Source organism: Salibacterium salarium (genome assembly GCF_030813635.1).
In the GTDB taxonomy this organism is placed as follows: Bacteria; Bacillota; Bacilli; order Bacillales; family Marinococcaceae; genus Salibacterium; species Salibacterium salarium.
Window position 1 is genome coordinate 392,458 of record NZ_JAUSUM010000003.1, and the last position, 26,685, is coordinate 419,142.

General features: G+C 40.6%; 26 protein-coding genes. 11 read left to right on the top strand and 15 right to left on the bottom strand.

Annotated features, from left to right (window positions below; all coding sequences use genetic code 11):
* Positions 1-1,575: an alpha-L-rhamnosidase-related protein gene (locus tag J2S78_RS13500; RefSeq protein WP_306899372.1), complete on the bottom strand. Its 1,575-nt coding sequence runs from the start codon at positions 1,573-1,575 to the stop codon at positions 1-3.
* A gap of 93 nt (positions 1,576-1,668) precedes the next feature.
* Positions 1,669-2,658 carry an AraC family transcriptional regulator gene (locus J2S78_RS13505; protein ID WP_306899374.1) on the bottom strand — a complete coding sequence of 330 codons (990 nt, stop codon included), beginning with the start codon at positions 2,656-2,658 and terminating at the stop codon, positions 1,669-1,671.
* 131 nt (positions 2,659-2,789) lie between these two features.
* Here J2S78_RS13505 and J2S78_RS13510 point away from each other — a divergent pair, with 131 nt between their 5' ends.
* Positions 2,790-4,181 carry an MFS transporter gene (locus J2S78_RS13510; protein WP_306899375.1) on the top strand — a complete coding sequence of 464 codons (1,392 nt, stop codon included), beginning with the start codon at positions 2,790-2,792 and terminating at the stop codon, positions 4,179-4,181.
* Positions 4,182-4,273: 92 nt separating this feature from the next.
* Here the strand turns inward: J2S78_RS13510 and J2S78_RS13515 are convergent, their stop codons facing one another.
* From J2S78_RS13515 to J2S78_RS13535, 5 genes are all read right to left on the bottom strand, one after another.
* Entirely contained in the window at positions 4,274-4,744 is a 471-nt protein-coding gene (locus J2S78_RS13515; RefSeq protein WP_306899376.1) for a glutathione peroxidase, read from the bottom strand.
* 174 nt (positions 4,745-4,918) lie between these two features.
* Positions 4,919-6,637: an ABC transporter ATP-binding protein gene (locus tag J2S78_RS13520; protein ID WP_306899379.1), complete on the bottom strand. Its 1,719-nt coding sequence runs from the start codon at positions 6,635-6,637 to the stop codon at positions 4,919-4,921.
* 264 nt (positions 6,638-6,901) lie between these two features.
* Positions 6,902-7,729, bottom strand: a complete 828-nt coding sequence (locus tag J2S78_RS13525; RefSeq protein ID WP_306899380.1) for a YitT family protein — start codon at positions 7,727-7,729, stop codon at positions 6,902-6,904.
* Positions 7,730-8,265: 536 nt separating this feature from the next.
* Positions 8,266-9,012 (bottom strand): hypothetical protein, encoded by a 747-nt coding sequence (locus J2S78_RS13530; protein WP_306899381.1) that lies wholly within the window; start codon positions 9,010-9,012, stop codon positions 8,266-8,268.
* A 244-nt stretch (positions 9,013-9,256) separates the two neighbouring features.
* Positions 9,257-9,397: a hypothetical protein gene (locus J2S78_RS13535; protein WP_306899383.1), complete on the bottom strand. Its 141-nt coding sequence runs from the start codon at positions 9,395-9,397 to the stop codon at positions 9,257-9,259.
* 135 nt (positions 9,398-9,532) lie between these two features.
* Here J2S78_RS13535 and J2S78_RS13540 point away from each other — a divergent pair, with 135 nt between their 5' ends.
* Genes J2S78_RS13540 through J2S78_RS13555 form a run of 4 tightly spaced genes read left to right on the top strand, consistent with a single transcriptional unit; the run spans position 9,533 to position 13,467 of the window.
* Positions 9,533-10,618: an iron-siderophore ABC transporter substrate-binding protein gene (locus tag J2S78_RS13540; protein ID WP_306899385.1), complete on the top strand. Its 1,086-nt coding sequence runs from the start codon at positions 9,533-9,535 to the stop codon at positions 10,616-10,618.
* Entirely contained in the window at positions 10,593-11,636 is a 1,044-nt protein-coding gene (locus J2S78_RS13545) for a FecCD family ABC transporter permease (protein ID WP_306899388.1), read from the top strand. The genes J2S78_RS13540 and J2S78_RS13545 overlap by 26 nt, the downstream gene beginning before the upstream one ends.
* Complete coding sequence (locus J2S78_RS13550) at positions 11,633-12,664, top strand: FecCD family ABC transporter permease (RefSeq protein ID WP_306899389.1); 1,032 nt, start codon at positions 11,633-11,635, stop codon at positions 12,662-12,664. Before J2S78_RS13545 ends, J2S78_RS13550 begins: the two co-directional genes overlap by 4 nt.
* On the top strand, positions 12,664-13,467 hold the full coding sequence (locus J2S78_RS13555) for an ABC transporter ATP-binding protein (protein ID WP_306899390.1): 804 nt from the start codon (positions 12,664-12,666) through the stop codon (positions 13,465-13,467). The genes J2S78_RS13550 and J2S78_RS13555 overlap by 1 nt, the downstream gene beginning before the upstream one ends.
* Before the next feature lie 113 nt (positions 13,468-13,580).
* On the opposite strand, the gene J2S78_RS13560 is transcribed toward J2S78_RS13555, so the two are convergent.
* The 3 genes from J2S78_RS13560 to J2S78_RS13570 all read right to left on the bottom strand — a co-directional run bounded on the left by J2S78_RS13560 (position 13,581) and on the right by J2S78_RS13570 (position 16,112).
* The gene (locus J2S78_RS13560) at positions 13,581-14,495 is read right to left on the bottom strand and encodes a VOC family protein (protein WP_306899392.1); all 915 of its coding nucleotides are present in this window, start codon (positions 14,493-14,495) and stop codon (positions 13,581-13,583) included.
* 344 nt (positions 14,496-14,839) lie between these two features.
* Positions 14,840-15,397: a TetR/AcrR family transcriptional regulator gene (locus J2S78_RS13565; protein WP_306899394.1), complete on the bottom strand. Its 558-nt coding sequence runs from the start codon at positions 15,395-15,397 to the stop codon at positions 14,840-14,842.
* A 118-nt stretch (positions 15,398-15,515) separates the two neighbouring features.
* Positions 15,516-16,112 (bottom strand): TetR/AcrR family transcriptional regulator, encoded by a 597-nt coding sequence (locus J2S78_RS13570; RefSeq protein ID WP_306899396.1) that lies wholly within the window; start codon positions 16,110-16,112, stop codon positions 15,516-15,518.
* Positions 16,113-16,199: 87 nt separating this feature from the next.
* Here J2S78_RS13570 and J2S78_RS13575 point away from each other — a divergent pair, with 87 nt between their 5' ends.
* Together J2S78_RS13575 and J2S78_RS13580 are read left to right on the top strand one after the other, a co-directional pair.
* Complete coding sequence (locus J2S78_RS13575) at positions 16,200-16,676, top strand: hypothetical protein (protein ID WP_306899398.1); 477 nt, start codon at positions 16,200-16,202, stop codon at positions 16,674-16,676.
* A 478-nt stretch (positions 16,677-17,154) separates the two neighbouring features.
* The gene (locus J2S78_RS13580) at positions 17,155-18,300 is read left to right on the top strand and encodes an MFS transporter (protein ID WP_306899400.1); all 1,146 of its coding nucleotides are present in this window, start codon (positions 17,155-17,157) and stop codon (positions 18,298-18,300) included.
* Positions 18,301-18,421: 121 nt separating this feature from the next.
* Here the strand turns inward: J2S78_RS13580 and J2S78_RS13585 are convergent, their stop codons facing one another.
* From J2S78_RS13585 to J2S78_RS13595, 3 genes are all read right to left on the bottom strand, one after another.
* Complete coding sequence (locus J2S78_RS13585; RefSeq protein WP_306899403.1) at positions 18,422-19,048, bottom strand: DJ-1/PfpI family protein; 627 nt, start codon at positions 19,046-19,048, stop codon at positions 18,422-18,424.
* Positions 19,049-19,256: 208 nt separating this feature from the next.
* Positions 19,257-19,463 carry a hypothetical protein gene (locus J2S78_RS13590; RefSeq protein WP_306899405.1) on the bottom strand — a complete coding sequence of 69 codons (207 nt, stop codon included), beginning with the start codon at positions 19,461-19,463 and terminating at the stop codon, positions 19,257-19,259.
* Positions 19,464-19,575: 112 nt separating this feature from the next.
* On the bottom strand, positions 19,576-19,758 hold the full coding sequence (locus J2S78_RS13595; RefSeq protein ID WP_306899406.1) for a hypothetical protein: 183 nt from the start codon (positions 19,756-19,758) through the stop codon (positions 19,576-19,578).
* A 605-nt stretch (positions 19,759-20,363) separates the two neighbouring features.
* On the opposite strand from J2S78_RS13595, the gene J2S78_RS13600 reads away from it, so the two are divergent.
* On the top strand, positions 20,364-21,815 hold the full coding sequence (locus J2S78_RS13600) for an NADP-dependent glyceraldehyde-3-phosphate dehydrogenase (protein ID WP_306899408.1): 1,452 nt from the start codon (positions 20,364-20,366) through the stop codon (positions 21,813-21,815).
* A 361-nt stretch (positions 21,816-22,176) separates the two neighbouring features.
* Here the strand turns inward: J2S78_RS13600 and J2S78_RS13605 are convergent, their stop codons facing one another.
* Positions 22,177-22,995, bottom strand: a complete 819-nt coding sequence (locus J2S78_RS13605) for an alpha/beta fold hydrolase (protein ID WP_306899409.1) — start codon at positions 22,993-22,995, stop codon at positions 22,177-22,179.
* Between the two features lie 255 nt (positions 22,996-23,250).
* Between J2S78_RS13605 and J2S78_RS13610 the strand changes: the two genes are divergently transcribed.
* The 3 genes from J2S78_RS13610 (at position 23,251) to J2S78_RS13620 (ending at position 25,075) form a co-directional block, all read left to right on the top strand.
* On the top strand, positions 23,251-24,102 hold the full coding sequence (locus tag J2S78_RS13610; protein WP_306899412.1) for a LysR family transcriptional regulator: 852 nt from the start codon (positions 23,251-23,253) through the stop codon (positions 24,100-24,102).
* Between the two features lie 396 nt (positions 24,103-24,498).
* Positions 24,499-24,726, top strand: coding sequence for a helix-turn-helix transcriptional regulator (locus J2S78_RS13615; RefSeq protein WP_125554882.1), 228 nt, complete (start codon positions 24,499-24,501; stop codon positions 24,724-24,726).
* The gene (locus tag J2S78_RS13620; protein ID WP_370871567.1) at positions 24,719-25,075 is read left to right on the top strand and encodes a DUF2178 domain-containing protein; all 357 of its coding nucleotides are present in this window, start codon (positions 24,719-24,721) and stop codon (positions 25,073-25,075) included. The genes J2S78_RS13615 and J2S78_RS13620 overlap by 8 nt, the downstream gene beginning before the upstream one ends.
* 439 nt (positions 25,076-25,514) lie before the next feature.
* On the opposite strand, the gene J2S78_RS13625 is transcribed toward J2S78_RS13620, so the two are convergent.
* Positions 25,515-26,648, bottom strand: coding sequence for an NADH-dependent flavin oxidoreductase (locus tag J2S78_RS13625; RefSeq protein WP_306899415.1), 1,134 nt, complete (start codon positions 26,646-26,648; stop codon positions 25,515-25,517).
* Positions 26,649-26,685: the final 37 nt, after the last annotated feature.

Sequence of the window (26,685 nt, forward strand, 5' to 3'; positions counted from 1 at the left end):
TTATAACTGGTACTTTCTTATAAAATAGGCAGGGGTGCAGCTCCAAGCATGGCAGTAACTATTAATAATATGACTGCCGTAAGGAGAAAACGATGCATCCTGTGGCTTATACAATTCCCAAAACGTATCGGCTCCTTCATCCATCATCCCGCCCCAGTATTCCATCAATACCTCAACAGCTTCTTGTTTCATATCTGAACAAAGCAATGCTTCCACGAAATGATGATACATATAAGGCGTAGATAGCGAATAGGCAGGCTGACATTTTCTCAAACGTTTTAGCAGCTCCCTGCTGTCATCCGGCTTCAACACACCGGCCAGTACCATCCAAATCTGGGTAGCCCATGATACCTGCCGTTCTTTTCCGCTAACAAAAAACAGCTGTTCCGCATCCCAGAAAAAGGATACAGCTTGCTCCAGCCGGTGTAACAGCCGGTGCAGCCATTCTGTTTCCCCGTTGTGCAGAAGCTCAGTCAGTGAAATGGCTTTTTTCACCGAGTAAATAAAAATGGCATGAGAAGCCGCCTGCTTGTTCAATCCTTCTTTCCAGTCAATGAAAGACCACCAGCCTTCTTGATCTTTCAGTATACCGTTCTCATCGATTTGTTTTTCAGACAGCTCAATCTGCCTTCGAGCCACCGGCCAAAGCTCCTGTAATGTTTCTATATCAGAAGTCGCTTCATAATAATCGACCAAGGATGTAACAAAAAACAGCGCGTAGTCAAACAGATAGGTGTCATCCGGAATAACAGCCGGCTCCGTAAATACATTCGCTGCTACTCGTCCTTCTTTATTCGGAACCCCTGCAAACAGATAAAGACACCGTTTCACCAAATCATTCTGCTGAAATGTCCAGTAATTCGTCAGAGCCTGCAGTCTCAGATCTCCCAGCCATAACCGGCGATCCCGTTTAGGACCATCTTCAAAAACATCCTGCATACAATCAGCCAGCGTTTTCACGCTGAGGTTATCCATGTTCTTCAGTTTATCGTCCGTCAGATATACCGGATATCTATCTTTTTCTGCCGAAGATACCGCCGTGCAGGATATAAAATCAAAACAAACATCGTACTTGGGAGAGGACTCCACCACCTCCACCTGTACGTAACGAAACGCATAACGCCGAGGCAGTTGGTATTCTTGCGGCAGTGTATCCACGTATATGGTTTCTTCTTGAAGCCACGAGCTGCTTAACCAGCCGTTGTATTCAGAAAAAGATTCACCAATTTCCACCGGCATTTCCCCGAACTTAAATTTTAAGCAGAGAGGAGCATCCGGCGGGCTTCCTACAGGGGATAACTGCAACTTCAAGTACCCAACAGTATGTTCACCAAAGTCTAAGGTGAACACACTTCCCCTAGGGTATGTTTTTCCGATAGCTCGTTCATATGTTTCAGAAAACTCTGCTTTCCAACCGTGAATGTAATAATCGTCTCTTACTAGCTTTACCGTCGATACAGGCTGTATCTCTTTATGGTGAAGGGAAGGCCTTGCATCTTCTGCTTTGTCGAGTAGCTGTTTTTCCCTGTTCACCTGTTGTCCGTTGTGCTGCTGAAAAAAAGTTTGATTCTCCACGTAAACACCTCTTAAAAACAGTATCTCTTTATAGAAATATAAAAGAGAAGACGCAGACCGACAAGGAATATTCTACAGTTCATTCTGCTCGATTTACAGGTAGGTGCGTTTATTTTCCCTGAAAGCTTTCGGTGTCATGCCAAAATATTTTTTAAATTTCCGGTAAAAGAAGCTAGTGCTTTCATACCCTGCCTCTATTCCAGCCTGTTCTATACTCACATCCGTATTTGCGAGCAGATTAGCAGCTTGAATCATCCGCTGCATCTGGATAAATTCAATAAACGTTTTGCCGGTTCTTTCCTTCAGAAGATTACCTAAATAATTTTTATTAAAATTGAATTCTTCCGCAAGCGACGAAAGCGTACAATCCTGATAATGTTCTTCCATGTACTGAAGAATTTCGGCGATTACTGCTTTTTCGTTGTTTCTGTCAAAATTAATATCATACTTATATACTCTCATCAGTTCAATAAACATAACCGGAAGATAAGCGTGAATAATATCGCTCGAATAATCGGCAGGATCAAAAAATTCACACATCATTTTTTCAAAAACATCGTGCAGTTCTTTGTTTTTTTCGGAATGAAAAATAATATACTGATCATGTTTCTGGTTTTCCGAAATGGCGTTGACCAGAAACTCCGTAACCAGTCCATGACTGCTCAATTTTCCTAAAAAAGCAGATAAAAATGTTTTCTTTTTCATAATGACATTGACAAGAATGTCATTCATACCAAGTTCTTCGATGCTGTGGGGAACGTCGCTGTCCATCAGACAAACCTGACCCTCAAAGAGCTGTATTTCTTGTCCATCCACGTACTGTGTGCAGGTTCCGGAATACATATAGTTAATTTCGATAAATGCATGAACATGTCGAGGCATCGGCGCAAAACGGTGATGCTTGCTAATAAACACATGCCCCTGATCAAAAAAATAATGATCCTGCATCCGGGATATCCCTTCTCTCGTGTCCATCTGCATCTCGTACCCGTCAAAGTCATTTATATTTTCATGGGTTTTATACTGAAGTTTTTCGATATCATCAAATTCGCGTAAAAACCTATCCAATTCTTTCGTGTTCATTTTGTTCCTCCTTGAAGAAGTGACCTGTAATTCGAACAATAAAAGATGTGATAAGAATATTGTAAGCGCTATTACAGAGTGGTTCAATGAAAACACATTCAAAAAACTAAAACGAAAGGATGGAAACAAAAATGAAACCCGAATTGGATCAAAATCAATCGTTTCATCCTGCTTCTGCGGACGGAAAGATTTCTGTCAAGGAAAAAGCTGGATACAGCCTCGGTGATTTGGCATGTAACCTTGTCGTGGTCGCTGTCAGTTCGTTTCTCACGTATTACTATACGGATGTGATTGGAGTATCCGCTGGAATCATCGGAACTATTATTCTCTTATCGAGATTTTTAGACGGGGTGACGGATCTTGGAATGGGCGTTTTGATTGACAAGACAAAGTCCAGACATGGCAAAGCAAGACCATGGATCCTATGGATGGCTATTCCATTTGCAGTGGTAACAACATTGGTCTTCAGTGTGCCGGAAAACTGGGGAACTACCGCAACACTGATATACATCGCTGTCACATATAATCTATTGTTTTTTGTTTATACAGCCATCAATGTACCCTATGGAACATTAAACTCCTTAATTACCCAGGACCAAAATCAGCGTTCTGATCTAAATATTTTCCGAATGTCTGCCGGGCAGATCACCACACTTCTTGTAAGTACTTTTACACTGCCGCTCGTTAATTTTTTCGGAGGCGGAGCTGGGTCGTGGCAGCTGACTTTCGGTGCATTTTCTGTTATTACCATATTTTTATTTTACATCACCTTTCATTCCACCACAGAAAGAGTTGCACCTTCAACGATGACGCAGGGGCTAGGAGAAGTACCATTTACAAAAGCTCTTTCGTCGCTCCTGAAGAATAAGTACTGGATTCTTATTGTGCTTATTGCGGTCTCCACCTTCCTGTTTCAAGGGAGTGTCACAGGAATTACAATTTATTATGCAGAAAATATTCTGGGTGATGCGAATATGGTCGGCACCTTAACCATCAGCTTGACGCTTCCGACATTGATTACCATCATGACAATGTCTCCAATTGTCAAACGTATTGGAAAACGAAACAGCATGCTTGTCGGTATCTGCTTTATCATTATTGGAAGCGCATTCGTATTCATTAACCCGGCAAGTGCCACTGTAGCAATTATTGCTTCCATCATCCGAGGAATCGGTTTCGCCCCATTATTGGGAACGGTATTTGCCATGATGGCGGACACTATTGAATACGGTGAATGGAAAACCGGCGTCCGTACCGAGGGAATGGTTTACAGCGGAGGAAGTTTTGGAACAAAAGTCGGAGGCGGCCTTGGTTCGGCTTCGGTCGGATGGGTACTCGCTATTGGAGGTTATGTAAGCGGAAGCAATGCTGAACAGCCGACTTCTGCGTTTACCGCTATTGAATTTATGTTTAGCTTTTTTCCTATTATCGTTGCACTACTAATGGCCGTCTTTCTTTCATTTTATAAGCTAGATAAAGAGTACCCTAAAATTATACAAGAATTAAATACAACCCGGCAGTAAACAGGAAAAAACAGTCCGAAAGGCTTGAAAAAATAGTCAAATATCTTTATAAAAATTCAGGGGTTGTCTCAAAAAGACAACCCCTAGATTGATTATAAGACACGTTGAATATCTTCTTCCAATGATTCCGGTTTCGTCTGGGGGGAGAATCGTTTTACCACTTGTCCTCTTTTATCTACTAAAAATTTGGTGAAATTCCATTTTACAGGGCTTCCGAACATGCCCTTCTGTTGTTCCGTGATGAATTGAAACAGCGGGTGGGCCTCACTGCCGTTCACATGGACAATTTGATGCATCGGAAATGTCACTCCATAATTCAGCCGGCAGGATTGTTCCGCCTCCACGGCATCATCCAGTTCCTGTTTGAATTGATTCGATGGAAAACCGAGTACAACAAAGCCCTTCTCCTTATATTTTTGATACAACGATTCGAGACTATCAAACTGCCCTTTCAGTCCGCAGTTTGTGGCCGTGTTAACGATCAACATGGCATTACCTTGATATTCATCCAGCGTATACGTTTCTCCATCTGCTTTCGTAACAGACATATCATAAATACTCATCCTTATCCCTCCTCTTTCATTTTCATTATACCTGCTTTTCTTTTTTTATTTATAAATTCTGCTTATAAAGGACGGAGCTTGGAAAATCGTTTCGTTTTGTTATCATTCCTGTCAAATAACGGACTAAATATCCGCGCAACTTCTCTACTCTCTACGTTTCTGCTAGTGTGATTGTTATATATACGTATGTTGCGCTCCGTGCAGATTCGCATAATGACCGTCGCGCTGCAGCAACTCTTCGTGGGTTCCCTGTTCTTCAATCCCTTCAGTCGTCACTACAATAATCCTATCGGCGTGGCGGATGGTCGCAAGACGGTGGGCGATAATCAACGTTGTTCTTCCTTCCGCTAGTTCATAAAGGGAACGTTGAATCGAAGCCTCTGTCTCTGTGTCAAGAGCCGATGTCGCTTCATCCAAAATCAAAATAGGTGGGTTTTTCAAGAACATACGCGCGATGGAAAGGCGTTGTTTCTGACCTCCAGACAATTTCACCCCGCGTTCTCCAACGATCGTATCCAATCCCTCAGGCAAATCTTTAACGAATGATTCCAGTTCCGCGCGTCGGGCAGCTTCCCACACTTCATCATCCGCTGCATCTAATTTGCCGTAACGAATATTGTCACGCAACGTACCGGAAAACATGAAGACATCTTGTTGGACAATGCCGATCTGCCGTCGTAAAGAAGACAGTTGGACGTCACGGATGTCTTCCCCATCCACTGTTATCGCCCCATCCTGAATGTCATAAAATCGAGGAAGCATGCTACACAGTGTCGTTTTACCAGCACCAGACGGACCAACAAACGCCACGGTTTCCCCAGCCTTAATAAAAAGATCGATGCCGTCTAGTACAGGGCGCTCATCATCATATCCAAAACGAACGCCGCTGTAAACTATATTTCCTTTCGCGTCATCCAACGGTTTTGCATGAGGGCTGTCCATAATATCCGGTTCTGTATCCAGCAAAGCAATGTAACGCTTAAAACCGGCATACCCTTTCGGATAACTTTCAATGATAGCATTTATTTTTTCAATCGGACGAAAAAATATATTTGTCAATAAAATAAAAGCCATAAAATCTCCAATCGATAATTCACCCTGCACGATAAAATAAGCACCGCATAAAAGAACGAACAGGGTCATGATCCGCATCATCATATAACTGAGGGAGTTGTTCAACCCCATCACACGGTAAGACCAAATTTTCGCATCTTTAAAATTCTGGTTGTCCCGCTGAAATAACTTGCGTTCATGCTTTTCATTCGCGAAGGCTTGGACGAGACGAATGCCACCGATCGTATCTTCCACCCGGGCGTTAAAGTCGGCCATCCGCTTCAGCATAAATTTCATAGCCGCTGTCATACGACGATGGCAGTAGATAATGATAAGAATGAGCAGCGGTACAATTAGAAAAGTGAGCAGGGCGAGTTTCACATTGATATATAACATAACGCCGAAAGAACCGAAAAGTGTCATACATGCAATGAACACATCTTCCGGACCGTGGTGGGCCACTTCGCCAATTTCAAACAAATCGTTTGTTAAATTGGAAAGTAGATGCCCGGTTTTATTATTGTCATAATACGTAAAAGAAAGCCGTTGAACATGGTCAAACAACTCGTCGCGCATATCGGTTTCGATATTAATACCAAGGCGATGGCCCCAGTAAGTCACGACAAAATGAGCACCCGTGTTAAATATGTAAATGAAAAAAAGAGCAATGCATGCCCAAATGATAACGCTAATGTTCCCTTGTGGAAGTAAAGTATCAACCACCTGGTTGACGACGAGCGGGAACACCAAATCCAAAAGCGCAACAAAAATCGCACATGCGAAAGTCAACGTGAATAATTTTTTATATGGTTTATAGTAGGCAAAAAAGCGGCGCAGCATGATCAATCCCCCTAATACACGATAAATAAATGGTTGTCCACAGCCGATTCATCCGCAAACCCCGTGTCTTGTTCATTTATTATATTACCATTTTAAAAATGATAATGATAATCATTTTCGAAAAAATCATGTAGCACAAAGAAAAACCAGGGATCGAATCCCCGGCTCTTCTTCATTTTTCCAAGTTATGCTTTTCTCATCTTTTGAAGATCCCAGTTTTTTCACGGCAGGAATCTTGTAAGACCGGGTGGTTTGTTCTTTTGTTCAAAACGATGCTCCGGAGATAAACCCGCCGGAAACGTCTTTGACATTATGGACGACAATGAACGCATCCGGGTCCACCTCTTTAATCACCCGTTTCAACTGCAGCAACTTATGTGTGTGTATAACAATGTACAACACACGGCGCTGTTCTTTCATGTATTCTCCTTCTCCGTAAAACACGGTGGCACTTGAAGCCAAATCATGCGTAATCCGTTTGGATATCTCCTCGGAGTACGGTGAAACGATGTTAAGAGCCTTTTTCGAATCAAAACCACCGAGTACAAAATCCGTGACCACTTTGCCAATATACAGGGTGATTAATGTATACATGGTATATACGGGACCAATAATGAATATTCCCGTAATCACTACTACTGCATCAAGGGCAAGCGTTGTCCCAGTGAGATCCCAGCCCAGCTGCTGATTAAAGACACGGGCGAGAATCGATGTACCCCCGACAGAGCTTCCCGCCTGATAAATAAAACCAAAGCCGATTCCGGTTATAATCCCTGCAAAAATCGCCGCCAGCAGTGTATCTTCCAGCGGCTGGGCATACATCCCTTCAAAAACCCAAACATAAAAGGAGAATAACACAACATTAAAAATCGTTTTGTACACCATATGCCGCGGCAGGTAACGGATCCCTATACTTAACAGCAACACAAAAATAATCGGGGTGGAAATACTCGGTGACAAACCCATACCATAGTAAATAAGCAAAGAAATACCGACAATCCCGCCTTCGGCAATGGAGTTCGGCATCCCCAACTGTGTCACAGCGAGGGCAAACAGTAGCGTTCCTATGATGATATAAATCGTATTTTTCAAGTTAGATACTCCCTTCCTATTGTAAGTTATGAATTGTAAAAAACGATAATTAAACCTAAAAAAAGAAATCACCCCCTGATTTTACGATAAGGATGATTTCTTATCATTTTTTCTATCATATCACAGCTCAAATACCTCTTCCAATCACCTTCGATAACCATATCGAAGGTAGAGGCTGATTTTTTCGATAGATGGTGAAGAAAGATAGGGATGTTGATAACGAGTAACAAGTCAGGACGCTCGGGAAAAATAAAACAAATCGGAGTAGCAGTCAATTAAACGATTCGGGGAGAATACAGGGGATTACATCGACATCATTTACCTTGTTTCTAGTTTAGGTTATTTTCTGCATAGTCAGAAGTATGGGGTGACTGGTTTTCGAGAAGGCTGTCGTTCCATGACGCTCAAGGGAAAATGAGGGACTTTTCTATCAATCATGAAAGTCGTTGCATTTGGAGAAATGCTTAGAAAAGAACACAAAGTTAGAGGATAGTTATGCATTGTTGTGGTAGTGAGAACCTGTCCTTGGCGCCTTTTTATTGAGATTTTTTTAGTTTAAACAATTCTAGTTCGGCCTCACTAAGTTTGTGTGTCTGGAAGGAAATTCTGTCTTTAACATCCGAAAATTCCATTTTTAAATCAGTATAATATTCGGATAGCTTGCCCGTTTGATTATATACCAATTCCTGCTTGCTTTCCATGCGGTTCATTGTTTCCTGAAGTGCACCAATCTCATTTTTTGTTGCTACATCTTTTATTGCCTCATTTGTAGCTAAGTCCTTGAGCGAATCTTTTGTCGCTAGTCCTTCTAACATTTCTTTGGTCGCCAAGTCCTTAAGAGACTCCTTTGTTGCCAATTCCTCCAACATCTCTTTCGTGGCCAGATCTTTAAGTGATTCCTTCGTAGCTAATTGCTCTAGCATCTCTTTTGTGGCCAGTTCCTTAAGAGATTCCTTCGTGGCTAATTCTTCTAGCATCTCTTTTGTGGCTAGTTCCTTAAGAGATTCTTTAGTCGCGAGAGACTTCGTTTCTTTTTTCACAAGCTGGTATACTTCATCTTTCGTAGGCAACGAAGCTATCTCTTCCTTGGTAGCCAAGTCTTCTAAGGCTTTTCTCGTCGCCAAAGACTTTGTTTCTTCTTTCATAAACTGGTTTACCTCGTCTCTGGTAGGAAGCAAAGCTATCTGTTCTTTCGTTATCATATTCGTTTCAACAGATTGTAAACGCTGTTCTAAACTTTGTACGACGCCGAGAATCTGGTTTAGTACATCCTCTTCATTCAAAATGTCAGCCCTCCTTTTTAATGATTATATCAGATTTTTCACTTGGATAGTTATAAGAAAATAGCTCCCGATTGTCTATCTGCATCCATTAACTTGGAACAAGTAGCCTTTCTTTTTCATAACATTGGAGAAGCTTTTCTACTCCCTTTTTCTAACTCTAGTTCTCAATCCTAACTAAGGAAGTATTCGTTTAAGGGTTATGTAAAACTTGTCCGCACAATGGAGGCACTTCAAGACTGATAAACTATGTTTTATATCTTCCTGTTTTCCCCTCCACTTCCTCGTTGTCTATTTTATCTATTAATCTTTCATCCGATTCTTCCTCCATGCTCATTACATTCACAAACCCAGCGAGAACTGCCGAAAGAAAAAGCGCTATGTTCAATTGACAATTCACCAAAGTGGTTATACAATAATTGATAATGATTATCGTTATCGAATTAACACCCCTGTAAGACATCTTAAGACAATTCATTCAACGCAATATTCAACATATTATAGCTAAAGGGCGGGATAGGAAATGTTTTCCAAACGAAAGATTCCATTAAGTGTTTTACTTATTTTGGCGGGGTTATTGATTGCACTGGTTGGCTGTTCAAGCGAGTCCTCCGATACAACGCCAGCATCCACTTCAGCGGAGGATGATTCAGAAAAGGACGAACCTACCACTTCTCAAGAAGCAGAGGAAGAAGATTCAATTGTCATCGAACACGCTTTTGGCGAAACGGTCTTAGAAGAAAAGCCTGATAGAGTGGCCACCATTCAGTGGGGAAACCATGACACGGCCCTTGCTCTTGGTGTAGTACCTGTAGGTTTTTCGGCAGCGAACTACGGTGTTACAGACGAAAACGGTCTTTTACCATGGACAGCTGAAAAAGTTGAGGAACTTGGTGAAGACGACCCTAATGTCTTTCAGGATACAGACGGTCTTGATTTTGAGGCGATTTCTGCTTCCAACCCGGATGTTATTCTCGCTGCTTACTCCGGCATAACCCAGGAAGATTACGAGATATTAAGCGATATTGCACCGGTTGTAGCCTACCCTGAGTCGCCTTGGACCACCTCATGGCGGGACCAGATTACAATGAATGCGAAAGGAATGGGCATGGAGGAAGAAGGCGAGCAGCTCGTTCAGGAGACGGAAGACTTGATTAACGAAAAAGCAAGTGAATATCCTGGAATGGAAGGCAAAAAAGTTGTCTGGGCTAACTTTTCGGCTGATGACTTGTCCGAGTTTCATGTTTATACTCCTGCAGATTCCCGCGGTTCTTTTCTAACGGAAGAACTGGACATGGAATATCCTGAAAGTGTGAAAGAACTGATTGAAGATGACAGCAGCTTCTCCTTAAGTATAAGTGCTGAAAATGCAGACGTTCTAAACGATGCAGATCTCATCATAGGATACGGCGATGAAAGTCTTCAAGAAGCTGTTCAAGCGGATCCCCGCCTTGGCCAGGTCCCGGCAATTGAGAGAGGTTCGGTTGCGTTCATCGGCGATGGGACAGTGTTGGCAGCTTCCGGCACTCCGAGCGCGCTATCCATCCCTTATACCATTGATGATTACCTGGAGTTAATTGGAGATGCCATTTCTAACATCGAGGAGTAAAAACGTTGGCCCGGGCGCACATTTTCCGAAGTATTTAACGACAGTACTGGTCCTTTCTGTTGTAATGCTCGCTACAAGCGTGTTAGCTTCTCTCGTTTTTGGGGCCCGCCTGGTAATGCAGGAGGACCTGATTGCCGGCTTGTTTCATCCGAACATTGACTCTTACGGAGCCACCGTGGTCCGCGAACGAATCCCAAGGACGGTATTTAGTTTATGCTGCGGGGCAGCTCTTGGCATTTCCGGCGCGTTGATGCAGGCGGTCACCCGCAATCCGATTGCCGACCCGAGCATTCTGGGTGTAAATACAGGAGCCTCCCTGTTTGTCGTCAGCGGTATTGCTTTTTTGAACATAAGCACAGCTGGGGAATACATATGGCTGGCGATAGCAGGGGCAATGATTACTGCCGTTTTCGTCTATGGTATCGGCTCAATGGGCCGCAACGGCGCCACACCGCTTAAGCTTGTCCTGGCGGGTGCAGCCACCAGCGCCGCCCTTTCCTCCCTGGTAAGTGCCATTATGATTCCGCGGACCAATGTCATGGATCAATTCAGGTTTTGGCAGGTGGGAAGCGTAGGAGCGGGAAACTGGAGTGCGATTACAACGTTTCTTCCGTTTCTTTTTATCGGCCTTGTGCTCGCGGTCTTATCGGCTTCGGCGCTAAACGCGCTGGCACTAGGGGATGAGGTGGCCACCGGGCAGGGCGTGCGGACGGGCGTCCTAAGGCTGGTAGCTGCCTTTGCCGGGGTCGTTTTGTGCGGAGCGACGACTGCCCTGGCCGGACCTATTGGTTTTATCGGGCTTTTATCCGCTCACCTTATACGCCTGGTCCTGGGGCCTGATCTGCGTTATATTATTCCGATGTCCGCTGTGGCAGGAGCCATTATATTAACAATATCCGATGTGGGCGGCAGACTCATCGGCAGTCCCGGGGAGCTTGAAGTAGGGGTTGTTACAGCGTTTATAGGGGCGCCCCTCTTGATCTTATTAGCTGCAAGAATGAAGGTTCGTTCACTATGACAAATCAAACCATCGACATGATTATAACAGGAAGACGGCAGAGACGGCGCCGGTGGATCTTGGTTAACGCTTTGCTTTTACTTATTGCCTTCGCTTTAAGCTGCGCCATGCTGCTTCTGGGGAGTGCCTTTTATCCGGTTCCAGAGGTCTTGCGCGCCCTTTTAGGAGAATCACAGGACGGGGTATCTTTTGCGGTGAATACTATCCGTCTTCCGAGAATGTTGGCCGGTCTTTTTGCCGGATTTGCCTTCGGTATTGCCGGCAACACCTTTCAGACGATGTTACGTAACCCTCTTGCAAATCCGGATATACTCGGAATTACCGCAGGGTCTAGCGTTGCTGCTCTTTTTTGCATTCTCATCCTTCAAACAAGCAACACAACCGCTTCCATTGCCTCGGTGATTGCGGGGCTTGTTACCGTCGCACTCATTTATGTATTATCCAGGGGTGTCTCGTTTTCAGTGGGACGATTAATTTTAGTAGGGATTGGGATACAGGCCATGCTGAGTGCTGTGATTTCCTATCTTCTCATGGAGGGAGGGCAAGAAGATCTCCCTTCCGCGCTGCAGTGGATAAGTGGCAGCCTGAACGGTTCTCAAATGAATAATCTGCTCCCACTGATTATCACGGTACTGATTTGCACTCCTATTCTCATCGTACTGGGGAAAAACCTAAGCATATTGGAGCTTGGGGAACAGTCGGCATTTTCTCTCGGACTGAATACGGACAAAACCAGAATACTGCTTATTTTGAGTTCGGTCTGCATGATTGCTCTTGCTACCTCTGTTACAGGCCCTATATCGTTTGTGGCATTCCTTTCGGGACCGATCGCAAAACGATTAGTGGGAGTTGGGTATTCAAACATCATTCCAGCAGGTCTTGTTGGCATTAATTTGGTACTGGGCGCAGATCTTATCGGGCAGTTTGCTTTTGACGTCAGGTTTCCAGCCGGCATCATCACTGGTATACTCGGAGCACCATTTTTGCTCTACTTACTCATCCGCATGAATCGAAAGGGAAGTTTATAATGAAATCGACACACAGATTCCAAACCGATAAAATCACAGCGGGATATGATAATCAAACCATTCTCCATGACATAAACGTTATGATTCCTAGCAATCAAATAAACGTCATTATTGGGGCTAACGCTTGCGGAAAGTCTACCCTTCTTAAAACCATGGCAAGGCTGATTAAACCTGAATCAGGGGATATCACCTTGGACGGAAAAGCCATCAGCAACATTCCGCCCAAACAATTGGCCCGCGTTTTAGGAATCCTCCCGCAATCTCCCATCGTTCCGGAAGGGATTTCTGTGGCGGATCTAGTGGGGCGAGGAAGGTTTCCGCATCAATCCATGCTCAAAGGATGGACAAAAAAAGATTATGAAGCCGTTGCCGAAGCGATGGAAATTATGGATATTACGGATCTTGCCAATCAGAATATAGACCAGCTTTCCGGCGGGCAAAGACAGCGCGTCTGGATTGCTATGGCCCTTACGCAGCAAACCGACATTTTATTTCTGGATGAACCAACAACATTTCTGGATATCACGTACCAAGTCGAAATTCTGGATATGCTCACAGACCTTAACCGAAAACACGGGACGACCATTGTTATGGTTCTTCATGATATAAACCTGGCCGCACGTTATGCAGATCATATTTTCGCGCTTCGTCAAGGACAGCTTATCGCTGAGGGAAATCCATCCAAGGTGATTACAAAAGAATTGGTCAAGGACTTATTCGGGCTTCATTGCACCGTAATAAAAGACCCCGTCTCGCACGCTCCTTTAATTGTTCCCAAAGGAAGATATCATGTTCATCATTAATGAAAAAATATTAAAAGCTCGCTAGATTTACAAATTTAAGTGGAAACACCTTTTTTATAAATTTGTTCGACCAACTCGGTGCTTCCACGTAAACAATTAGCGGGCTGTATTCATTAACCCTTGTATGCTCTCCGTAACTCCGCAAAATCAAGTTTCTTCATTTTCAAAGTTGCTTGTATAACACGCGCAACTTGTTCTGGTGTGCCATTGCTCATCATTGCTTCCTTTTCTCTCGGCACAATCTGCCAGGACATTCCATACTTATCTTTCAGCCAGCCACATTGCTCAGATTCAGGAACTGCGGACAGCTTGTTCCAGTAGTTATCAATCTCTTCTTGTGTGTCACAATATACCGTCAATGAGATTGCCTCGTTAAAACTGAATGAATGATTTCTTGCGCTGTCCATTGCGGCTAACCATTGATTCTCAAGCATGAAATCTGAAAACATAATGGTTCCTTCTTTGTCAGGTTCCATACCTTGAGGGTAACGGGCAATTGATCCTTTCTTCGCGTTATTGAATACTGATAAATAATAATGGATCGCCTCTTCGGCTTTGTTGTATTGATCACCGACAAACATAAACGAAGGCATGATTGTAGGCCGTTCTTCAACTTCAGGATTGGTTAAAATTAGTTGCCACGACAAACCATACATATCCTGAATCCAGCCATACTTATCACTAAAGGAATACTTGTCAAGCGGCATTAACACTGTCCCACCTTCAGACAGTTTGTTCCAAACCTTATTTATTTTTTCACCCGCTTCTTTATCTCTCTTTAAGTCAAAATTCACCATGAAAGATACCGTTGGATTAAATTTGAAAATAGGTCCTGCACTCATGGACAAGAACTTTTGCCCCCACAACTCAAAAGAGACTAAGTGAGAATCGCCAGATGGTGTGTCGTCAAGTGGGGTTACATTCGTAATTCTGGACGCCGGGAAAATGGAAGTATAAAACTCTGCCGCTTCCTTCGCCTCCTTGTCATACCACAAATGCGGAACGATGTTTTGATTTGTTTTTGTCATCGTTGTTCCTCCCTTAAAATTGTTATTAATTTCAATAAATGACGTCATCATGCGTTTCCTTTTTCAGTTATAACCCAAGGTTTTGACATTTTATCTACTCTTCTATTTAAAAAAGGAAAGAGATGTTTCTAGGTTCACACAGATATTTATGTTTTTAGGAGAGAACAAATAACAGCCAATGTTATCCTCTGGCCATTGCTTTAAGCATTTTTACATAATACCCCTTCAGAAGAAAAATATAGAAAAAGCTGTTGCCATGATTATCTCATAGCAACAGCTAAAGTAAACAACTTTTACAAACGAGTGGTTTCTCTTATCATAAAAAAGATAGATGCTATTCACTATTACATTGTATGTTGGACGAGTAGTGTTCTCGCCATCGCAGTAGAATGTTCAGTTGCTTTCTCTGCACCAATCAATGTCGTCATGGAAGTGGTCCCTTCAAGCAGTAATGTAAATTGATTGGCTAAATCTCGTTCGTTATTTTTACCTTTTCTTTGAGCTAATTCCCGAAAATATCTGAGCAGCTTGAATTTGTGCCCTCTTGCAATGTTTTCAATCTCATTATCCGTTCCGGCATAATCTTCTATCGCTCTTAAGAACATGTCACCTTTGTAGGATTGTTCTTTTAACCAAAGACCATGGGCTTCAACAGCTAGAATAAAAGGGGAATCTGAATCCATTTCTACATGAGAATCCAAATAAGACCAATAGCGTTCTTCCCGCTGCTTAAGTACTTCTTCGACTAAATTATCCTTGGAAGAAAAATGATTATACAACGTCATCGTGGCTATATTCGCCTCACTAATGATTTGTTTCAAACCGACTCCACGAAATCCGTGCTCATAAAATAATCTCTCAGCTACTTGAAGTAATGTATCTTTTTTTGCAGATCGACTCATATGCTCAGCTTCTCCTTTTAATTAGAAAGAACAACCTTTATAGTTTCAGATTACCAATTTACTGTTTCACAGTCAAACCGATAGAAGACAATAAAAATTGACTTTTCCTTCAATCCTTTTAGTTACAGATTTTTTGTAAATATTCTCTGATTTCCTTTTCAACAACTTTATCGTTGTATAAATTTGTATAAATAACAGATTCAAATACTAAGCCGTGGATAAATATAGTTAACGAATTTGCACTGTCTTTCATATTTTTGAGATTTTTACAATACCCATTCTGATGAAGCATATTTAATATATTCTCTGCAAAATTAAAGTTTACTTCTCGAAATCCTTTCTTTGTCTCCTGATATTCAGAGTCCATGGTTGCCATTATAGAAAATTTCACCCATATATCATTTTCAATTCTTTCTTCTTCTGTATTAACTTGAACAATTTGCTTTATCATTCGAACGGCATTTTCAAAAGCTTCCCGATCTACCTGTACTACCTTTTGCATTCTCTCTTCATATCTTTGATAAATAACGTCCATTGCGAACACATATATATCTTTTTGTTTTGGAAAAAAGTGTTGCACAGAACCTAAAGACAATCCTGCTTCTTTGGCAATTTCTCGTAATGTCGTCTTTTCGAAACCATGATAATAAATAATACGAAACATGGCATCTATAATTTGATCTTTTCTTTCAGCGTGATTGACTTTTTTAGGCATATGAAAACTCCTTGATTTTATAAGTCACTTGTATTACCATAGTTTTAAGTCAATTGACTTAAAACGAAAAGGAGAGGAAAGATTTTTATGGAAAACGTTTTTGCTCAGTATATGTTTATTTTTTTTGTAAGTATGGTGCCTTTTCTTGAAGTATTTTTAACTATTCCAACGGCAATTATCGTTTTCAACTTTCCTCCTTTTGTAGTATTAATTGTAGCCATTCTCGGGAATGTAATGAGTGTCCTTCTTTTTGTGTTTTTTGGCGTTCAAATGAACAGATTCTTTAACACATTATATAATAAACTTCGAAAGAGGGATAGAACGCCCATAACAATTAATCCTAGAATAAAAAAAGCCTTCGATCGTTTTGGAGCAACCTGGGTATGTTTTTCATCATCTATTTTGTTTAGCAGCCAGGTTGGGGCTGGTACAATGACGTCACTAGGAGCCTCAAAAAGACAAGTATTCATTTGGACAAATCTAGGAGTCAGTACACTTGCCGTAGTGTTGGCAACACTATCAGTAGTGGCGGAAAAACTAGTTTCCTCCTTAGTGAATTTATAATGATTTTTCAGTTGAAGACCAACTAGTAGTTTCCAGTTGACTAATACTCCGCTGTGCCAACACCTCAAAAAAATTTGCCTTCAAAACAGGGTATAACGGAATGGATGTCCATCTACCTCTTTATAAAGGACAGATTTTAGGAAATAACGAATCATATGTCCGCTCGCTTTTGCATAAGCCAAAAATTGGACTTCCCCACCGTTTTGGGACACTCCTACGAAAACCCAACTCTGTCATACTCCGGTTTTTCGCCTTTCTTCCCTTGCCGCACCTTTTATTACCTAATACGTTAAAGCAGCCATTAATTGTTCTTTCAATGGTTGTTTAACTCCAACAAAAGCTAAATGGATTGCTTATATATACAAGAAATGATACAGTGCAAATAGAATTAACGTTCTATATAAAAGGCATTTTGTTGAATTATTTTTTGTCTCTATATTATAAAGGTCGTTCTATATATTAAAGGAGGTGGAGTATAGTGCGCTTTTCAACATTGGTACCACCAGGAATCACGATGATTGCTGTTGCATACGGATTAGCCAGATTTAGTTACGGATTACTGCTTCCAAATATTAGTACTGATTTAGAAATGAATCCTTCAACGTCAGGATTTATTTCTTCCCTTTTTTATTTCGCTTATTGCTTTGCCATTGTTTTTGCTACCGTGTTTACAACAGAAAAGGGGCCGCGTGGTATGATTCTTGCAGCCGGTGCTTCTGCGTTTCTAGGTTTACTTATCATGGGAGTAAGCCCTAATGTCTGGCTTCTTGGTACAGGAGTGTTACTTGCTGGGGCAAGTACAGGGTTTGTATCACCACCCTACGGAGCAGCAATTTCGCTTTGGTTGAAAGAAAAGCAGCAAGGAAAAGCCAATACATGGATTAACTCTGGAACCAGCCTCGGTCTTGCCTTATCAGGAGCAGGGGCTCTTGTACTTGCGTCAGAGTGGCGGTTAACTTATATTATATATGCTTGCATCGCGCTTATTGCTCTTGTATGGAATGCTAAAGCCATCCCTCCTCTTGAAAAAAATCCTTCCGTCAGATTTGAAAAAGGAAAATTTTCGTTCCGCGGAGTGGACGGTGCTGTCCCTTTAGTTATCTGCTCCATTGTGTTAGGAATATCTACAGCAGCTTTCTGGACATTCTCCGTCGATTTCATATCGTCTACGAATGTTTATAATAGCGGAGAATTATCAATTTTTTGGATCATTATCGGTGCTTTTGGAATACTAGGCGGGTTTTCTGGTTCACTTATTGAAAAAATGGGTTTGGCGTTTGCCTATAAATGGGCTTGTTTTGTTATTGGTACGGCTTCCTTAGTCATTGCCTTGTTTCCAGACCAATGGCCGCTCGCTTATCTTTCCGCCGCTTTGTTTGGAGCATCTTATATCTTTATAACCGGAGTATTGATGGTTTGGGGGATTAGGGTGTTTATCACCAACGCTTCACTAGGAATCGGAACCCCTTTTTTACTATTAGCGGTTGGTCAAGTACTCGGTTCATCCATTGCGGGGGTGCTAATCGGAACATTAAGTTTCACTTGGACTTTTGCCATATATGGTCTAATAGGAATAATCGCCATGATACTAGGTCCGAAAAGAATCAAAAATAACTCTGTTTAGACTCTGTATCCAATCATAATGTCATTTAAAAACTGCTCTTTTATGTACGGAAGACTGATTCTCCATATACTTTTTTCGTTTCTCTATATTAAGTATATCATTCTCTTTAACAAAAAAGGAATTAGGGGGCCAGTGTCTGCATTAAATCGTAGAAATATTTTGGGTCACCCGAATGGAAGTAGTTATACCACGCCTTAAGAGTATCCTGAGAAAAAACATCTAATTTTGCAAATATGTTTTGAGCAAAAAGCAACCCACCTGCCGAACTAGCTGTAATCAGGTTATCATCCGTAACTGCTTTTACATCTCGATAATACAATTCTCCGTTATAGTTTGGACATAACATCTGAAGATACTCAAGGCTGTTGCTAGTATGTATGCGTTTATCCAATACCCCAGCCTCAGCAAGTACAGTTGTAGCACCACAAATTGCAGCAACAGTTGCACCACTTTCTAATAATTCCGTTGCCTTTTCTATAACCGGCGTGTGTCTTGGATCATCCCAAGTATCTGCACCCGGTAGCAACAAAACTGTTGAAGGAGCAGAAATAATTTCGTCGGTGGTTATTTCCGGTATAACTTTCATACCTCCTTTTGTTACAATTGAATCCTTTGTAGCGCCCACAGTCTTAACGGAAACTTTACCACTCTTTTTTTTAAAGTATTGACCCGAATTAAGCTCTGCCGTCACATATCCAATCTCCCAATCTGATAATGTATCCAGTACATAATTGTAGACATTAATCATATTATCACTCCAATAAAATAATGACCCTCATTCCACAAACCAATGTGCACTTGACCAACAAACTTCACTAATACTAATTTAACATAATTTCCCTTTTAATTGCGTTAAAAAACCGCTTCTTCCTTATTGAAGAACTCATGTACTTACTGATCCGTATTCAGCAATTCAAGTTGAGGTTTCCTTTTTTAACTCACTTATTTGTTTTTGTTTAGGTATTCGTATTCTTCTTTGATTTTAATTTCCTATTTGTGTAAATAACATAAATAAGGTTTATGACAACCAATAATAGTGAACCACTTAATGCTCCCAATATATAAGTTAAATCAGGACTCACTATCAAATTTCCAATAATTCCTCCAATAAATGCTAATATAGCTATATAACTAAACTTCCATTGAGAAAATCTTTTTTTCACTTTTCAACCTCCCCAGTGTTATTGACTTGCTTTTAATTTTCAAAAGAGTTTCTCAAAATAAAATTCTATTCAACAAAAATATGATCCTTTAACGAAAACAGTCACAACTCCGTTATTTCACGCTTTTTTGGAATAAAATAAAGCCTTCTTGCTTCAGCTTGAGCAGATGAGTTTGGTCAATTCCACCGTTTATTTGTACCTCTACTTTATTACCCATATTTAAACTACGTGTATTATCGTAACTCAAGTAAATAAGAGAAACACGTCTTATAGTCATACCTCTTATGATCTTCATTATATCACCTCTAAAAATTTAGACGTCAGGGGTCGCAAGCTAGTTTGATTCCTTTTTTATGCCAAAAGAAAGACTCTTATTTATTTAATTGTTGCTGATATTTTCAATAGGGAATAGCCCCTTCAGGAAATATTCCGTTTTAATGTTCAATATTGTTATACTTTATTTTTATTCTGTTATACTATTTTCTTTCACCAAAGTAAAACAGTTTAATTTGCTATTATGTTAGTTACTTTTTACAGAAATACTGTGAAACACGATTTCACAGTATTTCCAAACCTGTTCTCCACCGTATCATCCATCCCTTAAACAATATCTTTTATCACTAATTTAGAACTAATTTAGAATTAATCACCCTTTTAAGAACATAATAATAAAAGAACTTTTTACCTAGAACTAAATTATCATTTTTAAATTTTTTGAAAAAAGAAACTTAACTGATAACTAAAGAAATCGTTTACATTGCTTTTAAATCAAGGATGATTCCTCCTCAAGCAGAATAATTAACATTTGAGGTGAGGTTTGTTACAGTTAAAAGAACCTTGTGATTGATACAGGTTAATATAATTTATTAATACAGAGATAGAAAAGAGGAGGTTTTCATAATGTTAACGCATAATGTCGAAACATTCAGTCAGAAAAACGTTCTCTTACAAGGAGAATGGAGAGAAAATAAAAACGGGAACCGTATTACGTTGGCTTCCCCCTCGAACGGAGAAGAAATCGGTAGCGTACCAGCTCTTTCCGAAGAGGAAGTAAATGAAGCAGTGGAGGCATCTAATGCCGCTCAAAAAGAGTGGGCGAAAACGCCGCTGCACGAAAGAAAACAATTATTACACCGCTGGGCGGACAACCTCGTGGAACATAAAGAAGCAATTGGTACGATGATTATGCAGGAAGTTGCCAAGAAAAAGTCATCGGCGATAGATGAAGTCGTTCGTACCGCGGATTTCATTCGTCATACGGCGGAAGAAGGGGTGCGTCTGAACGGGGAGCTGCTTAGTGGAGACAGCTATAACGGGGGACCAGCAAGCAAGACAGCCCAGGTCAGCCGTGTGCCGCTCGGCGTTGTGCTTGCTATTTCTCCGTTTAATTATCCTATAAATCTTTCCGCTTCCAAAATTGCTCCGGCATTGATGACAGGTAACGGTGTCGTTTTTAAACCTGCGACACAAGGGTCATTAAGCGGCATTATGATGATAGAGGCTCTCGAGCAAGCCGGACTCCCGGAAGGTCTTGTCAACATCACAACCGGCCGTGGTTCCGAAATTGGCGATGCCCTCGTGACACACAAAGGCATCGATCAGATTTCTTTTACCGGCGGTTCTGAAACCGGGATTTCCATGTCGAAAAAAGTGGGCATGGTACCGCTCGTTCTTGAACTTGGTGGAAAAGACCCGGCGATTGTGCTCGAAGACGCCGATCTGGACAAAGCAGCAAAAGAAATTACGGGCGGAGCTTTTTCTTATTCCGGGCAGCGCTGCACAGCTATCAAACGGGTGCTTGTCAAAGAAGAAGCTGCGGATGAACTCGTAGCCAAGCTGAAAGAAAAAGTGGAAGCACTCTCTGTCGGACTGCCGGAAGATGATGCTGATATTACACCGCTTATTAATGATAAAACGGCAGATAACGTGCAGAGCCTGATTGACGATGCCATCGAAAAGAAGGCTGAAGTCGTTACCGGCGATGAAAAGAAAGAGAATCTGCTCTCGCCCACCTTACTGGATCACGTATCCACAGATGCCCGTGTAGCATGGGAAGAGCCATTTGGTCCTGTTCTTCCGGTCCTTCGTGTCAAAAGTGAAGAAGAAGCTATTCAAATTGCCAACGAGTCGGAATACGGCCTGCAGGCCAGTGTTTTCACTCAAGACATTGATGCAGCCCATCGCATAGCCGATCAGCTAGATGTCGGAAGTGTTCAGTTGAACGGGAAAACCTCCCGCGGCCCGGACCATTTCCCATTTCTCGGTGTAAAGAACTCAGGTCTCGGCGTGCAGGGCGTGCGCTACAGCCTGCTTAGTTTAAGCCGTGAAAAAGTAAAAGTCTTGAATGGTTAATCAAAAAGCTCAGGCTATTTAACCCGCCGCAAGTATTTCTTGGCCAAGACTCTAGCAACGAAACTGCATCCCAACATTTAACTTTTTTATTTAAAACAAAGCTGGTCCTGCACGCATTACTGCGAAGGACCAGCTTTGTTTTGTTTCCATCATATTTATATTTTTCCAACTAATTTCACTACCCCTACTAAAAGGGTTGTTTGTCACCTAAGAAGTTCGCTTCCGGCTTCCTTCAGATTCAAACTTCACAGTAGAAACCCTTGCCTTTCGTTAACAGTTCCTACTGTAAGCCTGTAGTGAACTTTCACCACCAAGTTGTTAGGCATGTTGGACAAACATTTAGTTTTTTTGTTAATAAAAATTAGCGAAGAAAATTCACTAAATAGGCCAATAGTACCGTCGGTGAATCTTCCTGTACTAAGTGACCTGTATTAGGGATTGTTTCCAAAAGAGAACCTTTAATTTTTCCGTGCAAAATGTGCCCCTTCTTCATCGGAATCCACTCGTCTTCTTCCCCCCATATGATTAATGTTGGCGTTGTAATATTTCCATAAAGAGGCTCGATTTCATCAGTGTACTTTTGATTTGCCTGTGCCATTTGACGATAAAACGCATTTTGACCGGTTCCACCAAGCCATGGCTTTATTATACCTTTCAGCGTTTCTCCACTCATTGGTTTGAACTGTGCGCCTTGGACGTATGTGGATACGATTGATTCGTGTATATAAGCAGGAATCCCTTTAAAAGCTTCTTCGTGTTGGTTTACATGAGCGAAAAAAGGGGAGCCCCATGGTCCGATTGCTACAGGGTCAACCAGAATGATTTTTTGAAAATCACGCTTGTCTAATAAGTGTGTGCGCAAAACGGTCGTACCCCCGAAATCATGTCCAATGACCATTGGAGATTGTAGCCCCCAATGGTCAAGCAATTCAGCTAGAACTTTGTTTTGAACACCTAGCGAAATATCTGCCCCGTCTATTTTTTCTGATTGGCCATACCCTAAAAGATCATAGTAGTAGACAGTGAACCATTGACGTAAGGCAGGAATAAGATGTCGCCAATTATAAGATGACCAAGGAGTTCCATGGACCAATACAATAGCCGGCCCTTCCCCTTCTATATCATATTGAATGCTCCCAAACGATGAGTGAAATTGTTTTGTCAACTCCCAATCCTTCACTTTTATGTCTCCTTTCAATAATTCTCATTGCAATTTCCTTCCTATCTCGTTACTATTCCTCTGTTTTTGTTGGTATTTCTTAAAGCACACTTGGGGATGTTCATATCTTAATCCGCATCTGCCGGCTAACTTAGTTTTATCATTCTCCATTTTTAAAACTTGATTTCTCCTTTTATTTTACACAGGCTCTTTTTATAAGTAAAATGAATATAATTTATACCTAATATAAACAAAATAAATAAACAGGAGGGAAATATGTCCATTCATCACTACACAGTATTTCATGCGGTTATAGAATCCGGTAGTTTCACTAAAGCGGCTCAAAAACTAGCATTATCCCAACCTGCTGTTAGCCACTCAGTTCGCGCGCTAGAAAAGGAACTTGGCATACAACTTCTAAAACGAAACGGTAAAGTGGAACTGACCGAAATTGGGGAAGCGCTCATACCACATATTAATGAAATAGTTTCCAAACAGGAGCACATCACTCAAGTCATAGATGAAGTACAAAACATCAAAAAAGGAACGATTCGGATTGGTTCATTCCCAAGTATCACATCGACTGTTCTTGCACCCCTTCTAGGATCATTTCGCATTCAATATCCTGGCATTACTTTCTCCATCTATGACGGAGGCTATGAAGAAGTACAACAATGGCTCAGTACAAACTCAATCGACCTTGGCTTTCTACCGTACGAGAACAAAAAATTTAACACTCAGCTCTTTTATCAAGATGAATATGTTGCAATTCTCCCTTCCAACTTCCAAACAAATAAAGAAGATATTCTATCCATAGAAGAGCTGGATCAACAATCATTCATCCTACCATTGGACGGCTGTGAAAAAGTGATTCTGCCTCTTTTTAAGGAATACAATGTTTCCCCAAACATTGAATATGAGCTAAAAAATTCTCTCTCAATTATGGGGCTTGTTTCAGAAGGACTAGGCATATCCCTTATTCCAAAAGAAACAGCCGAAATAGTCACACAGACGAGAGTAATGTCTTTTAGACCCTTAGTTTCAAGGAATATTTATATTGGTATCAAGAAAGGAAATGCGATAACTCCGGCGATTAAAGAGTTTTTGAAGTTCGTAGAAGTTCGATGATTGATTACTAATCAAAACCAAAACCCACAAACTACTACTTTTTGAGGGAGCGACTTTTACATTGTTCCCTTTTATTTAAGATAAGAACCATTTGTTGCTTTGGAATAAAGTTTAATTATTTTTTGTTAGTGTTATTTCATAAAAGCACCCTATGACTGAATATTATTACCCAATTGACCCACTGAATATCATAAAATGCGCCATCAAAAACCATAAATTAAACCAGATCGATATGTGAACCTGACGAAGTTCATAATTTCGTCAGGTTCTTTCTGCATTCTGGCTCTTGTTAAATCAAAGTAATTCGATTTAAAGTAAAAGTATTTATTTCTTTTATATAAGTTTACTTTACTTTTGTATAAAAAAAGTTTATTATTTTTTTAAGAGGTGATGGTCATGAAAAAAAAGTCTGGTGATTCGATATCCAATAAGGTTTATGAATATCGTGTACTTGCCAGAATGTCTCAGAAAGAATTAGCAGAGAAAGTCGGGGTTTCCAAACAAACCATCTTCGTAATGGAAAAAGGAAATTATGTTCCGACTCTGCTGTTGGCCTATCGAATTGCTGATTTTTTTAATGTTGATGTTAACGATATTTTCACTTATGAGAAAGGAAATGATTAAAATGAAAACCCCTGATGAAATATCAAATACAATCTTTTATCCTTTAAAAACCTGGGCAGAAGCATCACCTGGTAATTGGAATATGCTTCTTGGCATTGGTTTTGTATTGCTTTTAGTTGGATTGATTCTGATATATGCATATTACAAAAAAATAGGTAAACCTGACGAAAGAACAAATCAAATACATTTAAGAAGTGCCTATATTGTATTATGGGGAGTAATTTTGTCCGACATAATTTTCCCAAAAGAATATATGTGGGAAATTTTCTTCTTATTCAAGTATTCTCTTGCATTCATCGCTTCAGGAATATATCTAGCTGTTCGATATAAAAAGGATTTTTCTAACTAAAGGACACCAAACAGGAAGATTGGAAAATGTTTATCAATTCAGTTACTAAGAAATATAATCGGATGTTCGTCTTCAATAACTAAGATATTAGTTTGGGAAGTAGAAACAACCATATCCATCCTCCTGCGCACTAAATTTAAGACCAACCAAGTTTTCCTTAACTGTCAGGTCTGTTTCCATGTATTTCTTCCTTAATTCCCCAATAAAAAACTGCCAACACGGGAACTTTAAGTGTAGTCATTCCGTGCTGGCAGTATATAAACAACTTTATTATTCTTTAACAATTACGTGTAGCTTTGAAATAAAGTTTGATCAAAATGGACTCTCCTTCATTATATAGCTGTGATCAGGATAATTGCGCCCGATTGTGGTATAGATCATTGCTACCTTAAAAGGGTTTTGTCAATATTTTGGTGTTTTTCGCGTTTGCTTTAAAGGATTACTTGCCATCAGTTCTTGGCAATGGATAGAAACCATCATTAAATTGTTTCCATAAATTAGGTGGTAAATCATGTTTTTCTTCTCTATTAGGATCAAATTTTGAAATGATATCGTCCTCTTTACCATTTTGAATTTTATTAATGAAATTATGATCCAATAGAATCTCCCTACCTAAGGCTAATAGTTCAACATTCTTTGATTCTACAGCTTCTAGTGCTTGTTCAGCAGTAAATATTGATCCAATACCAACTAATGGCATACGACCGTCAATCCATTGATGAAGTAATTTAATTCTTTCTTCCCCTTGATACTTACCTTCACGAGTTTTAGAGTGTACATCCATTAGTGAAACATGTAAATAATCTAACGGTTTTTCCATTAAATTTTTCACCAATTCCTCCGTGATTTCCATACTTATACCTGGAGTTTCTGCTTCTTCTGGTGAAAATCTATAACCAACGATGAATTTCTCATCTGCATAAGCTTTAACAGTATGAACAACCTCATCTACAACTTTAATTGGGAATTTTAATCTATTTTCTCCCCACTCATCATCACGACGATTATAATATGGTGAAACAAATTGTTGTATTAAATAATGGTTTGCGCCATGGATTTCCACACCATCAAACCCTGCTTCGATAACTCTACGTGTTGCCTCACCAAATGCTGTAATTGTTTGTTCAATTTCATCGTGAGTCATTTCTCGAGCATGATGTTCCTTTTTTTCATCAAAACTTTGTAAAGTTATAGGGCTTGGAGCAGCTACATCTCCGTTTGGTGTTAAATATGGTAGTGACTGTGCCCCACCATGATGTATTTGTACAATAGCTTTTGCTCCATTTTTCTTCATAGCTTTAGCTAATCGTTTTAAACCATCAAGGTCTGAATCATGTGCAACGGAAGGTTGGCCAGGAAATGCTTTTCCTAAATCAGTCACATTACTAGCTGCAGAAATAGCTAATCCTACATCCTTAGAACGTTGTTCCACATAATTAATTTCCACATCAGAAATTGTACCATCATCGTTAGAAGATATATGGGTGAGTGGTGCTAAGACAAATCTATTTCTTAATTCTACTTTATTGGGTAATGTTACTTTTTCAAATAATGGTTCAAACTTCTTATCCATTGCTACAATGCCTCCTATAATTTACATGTATGACATG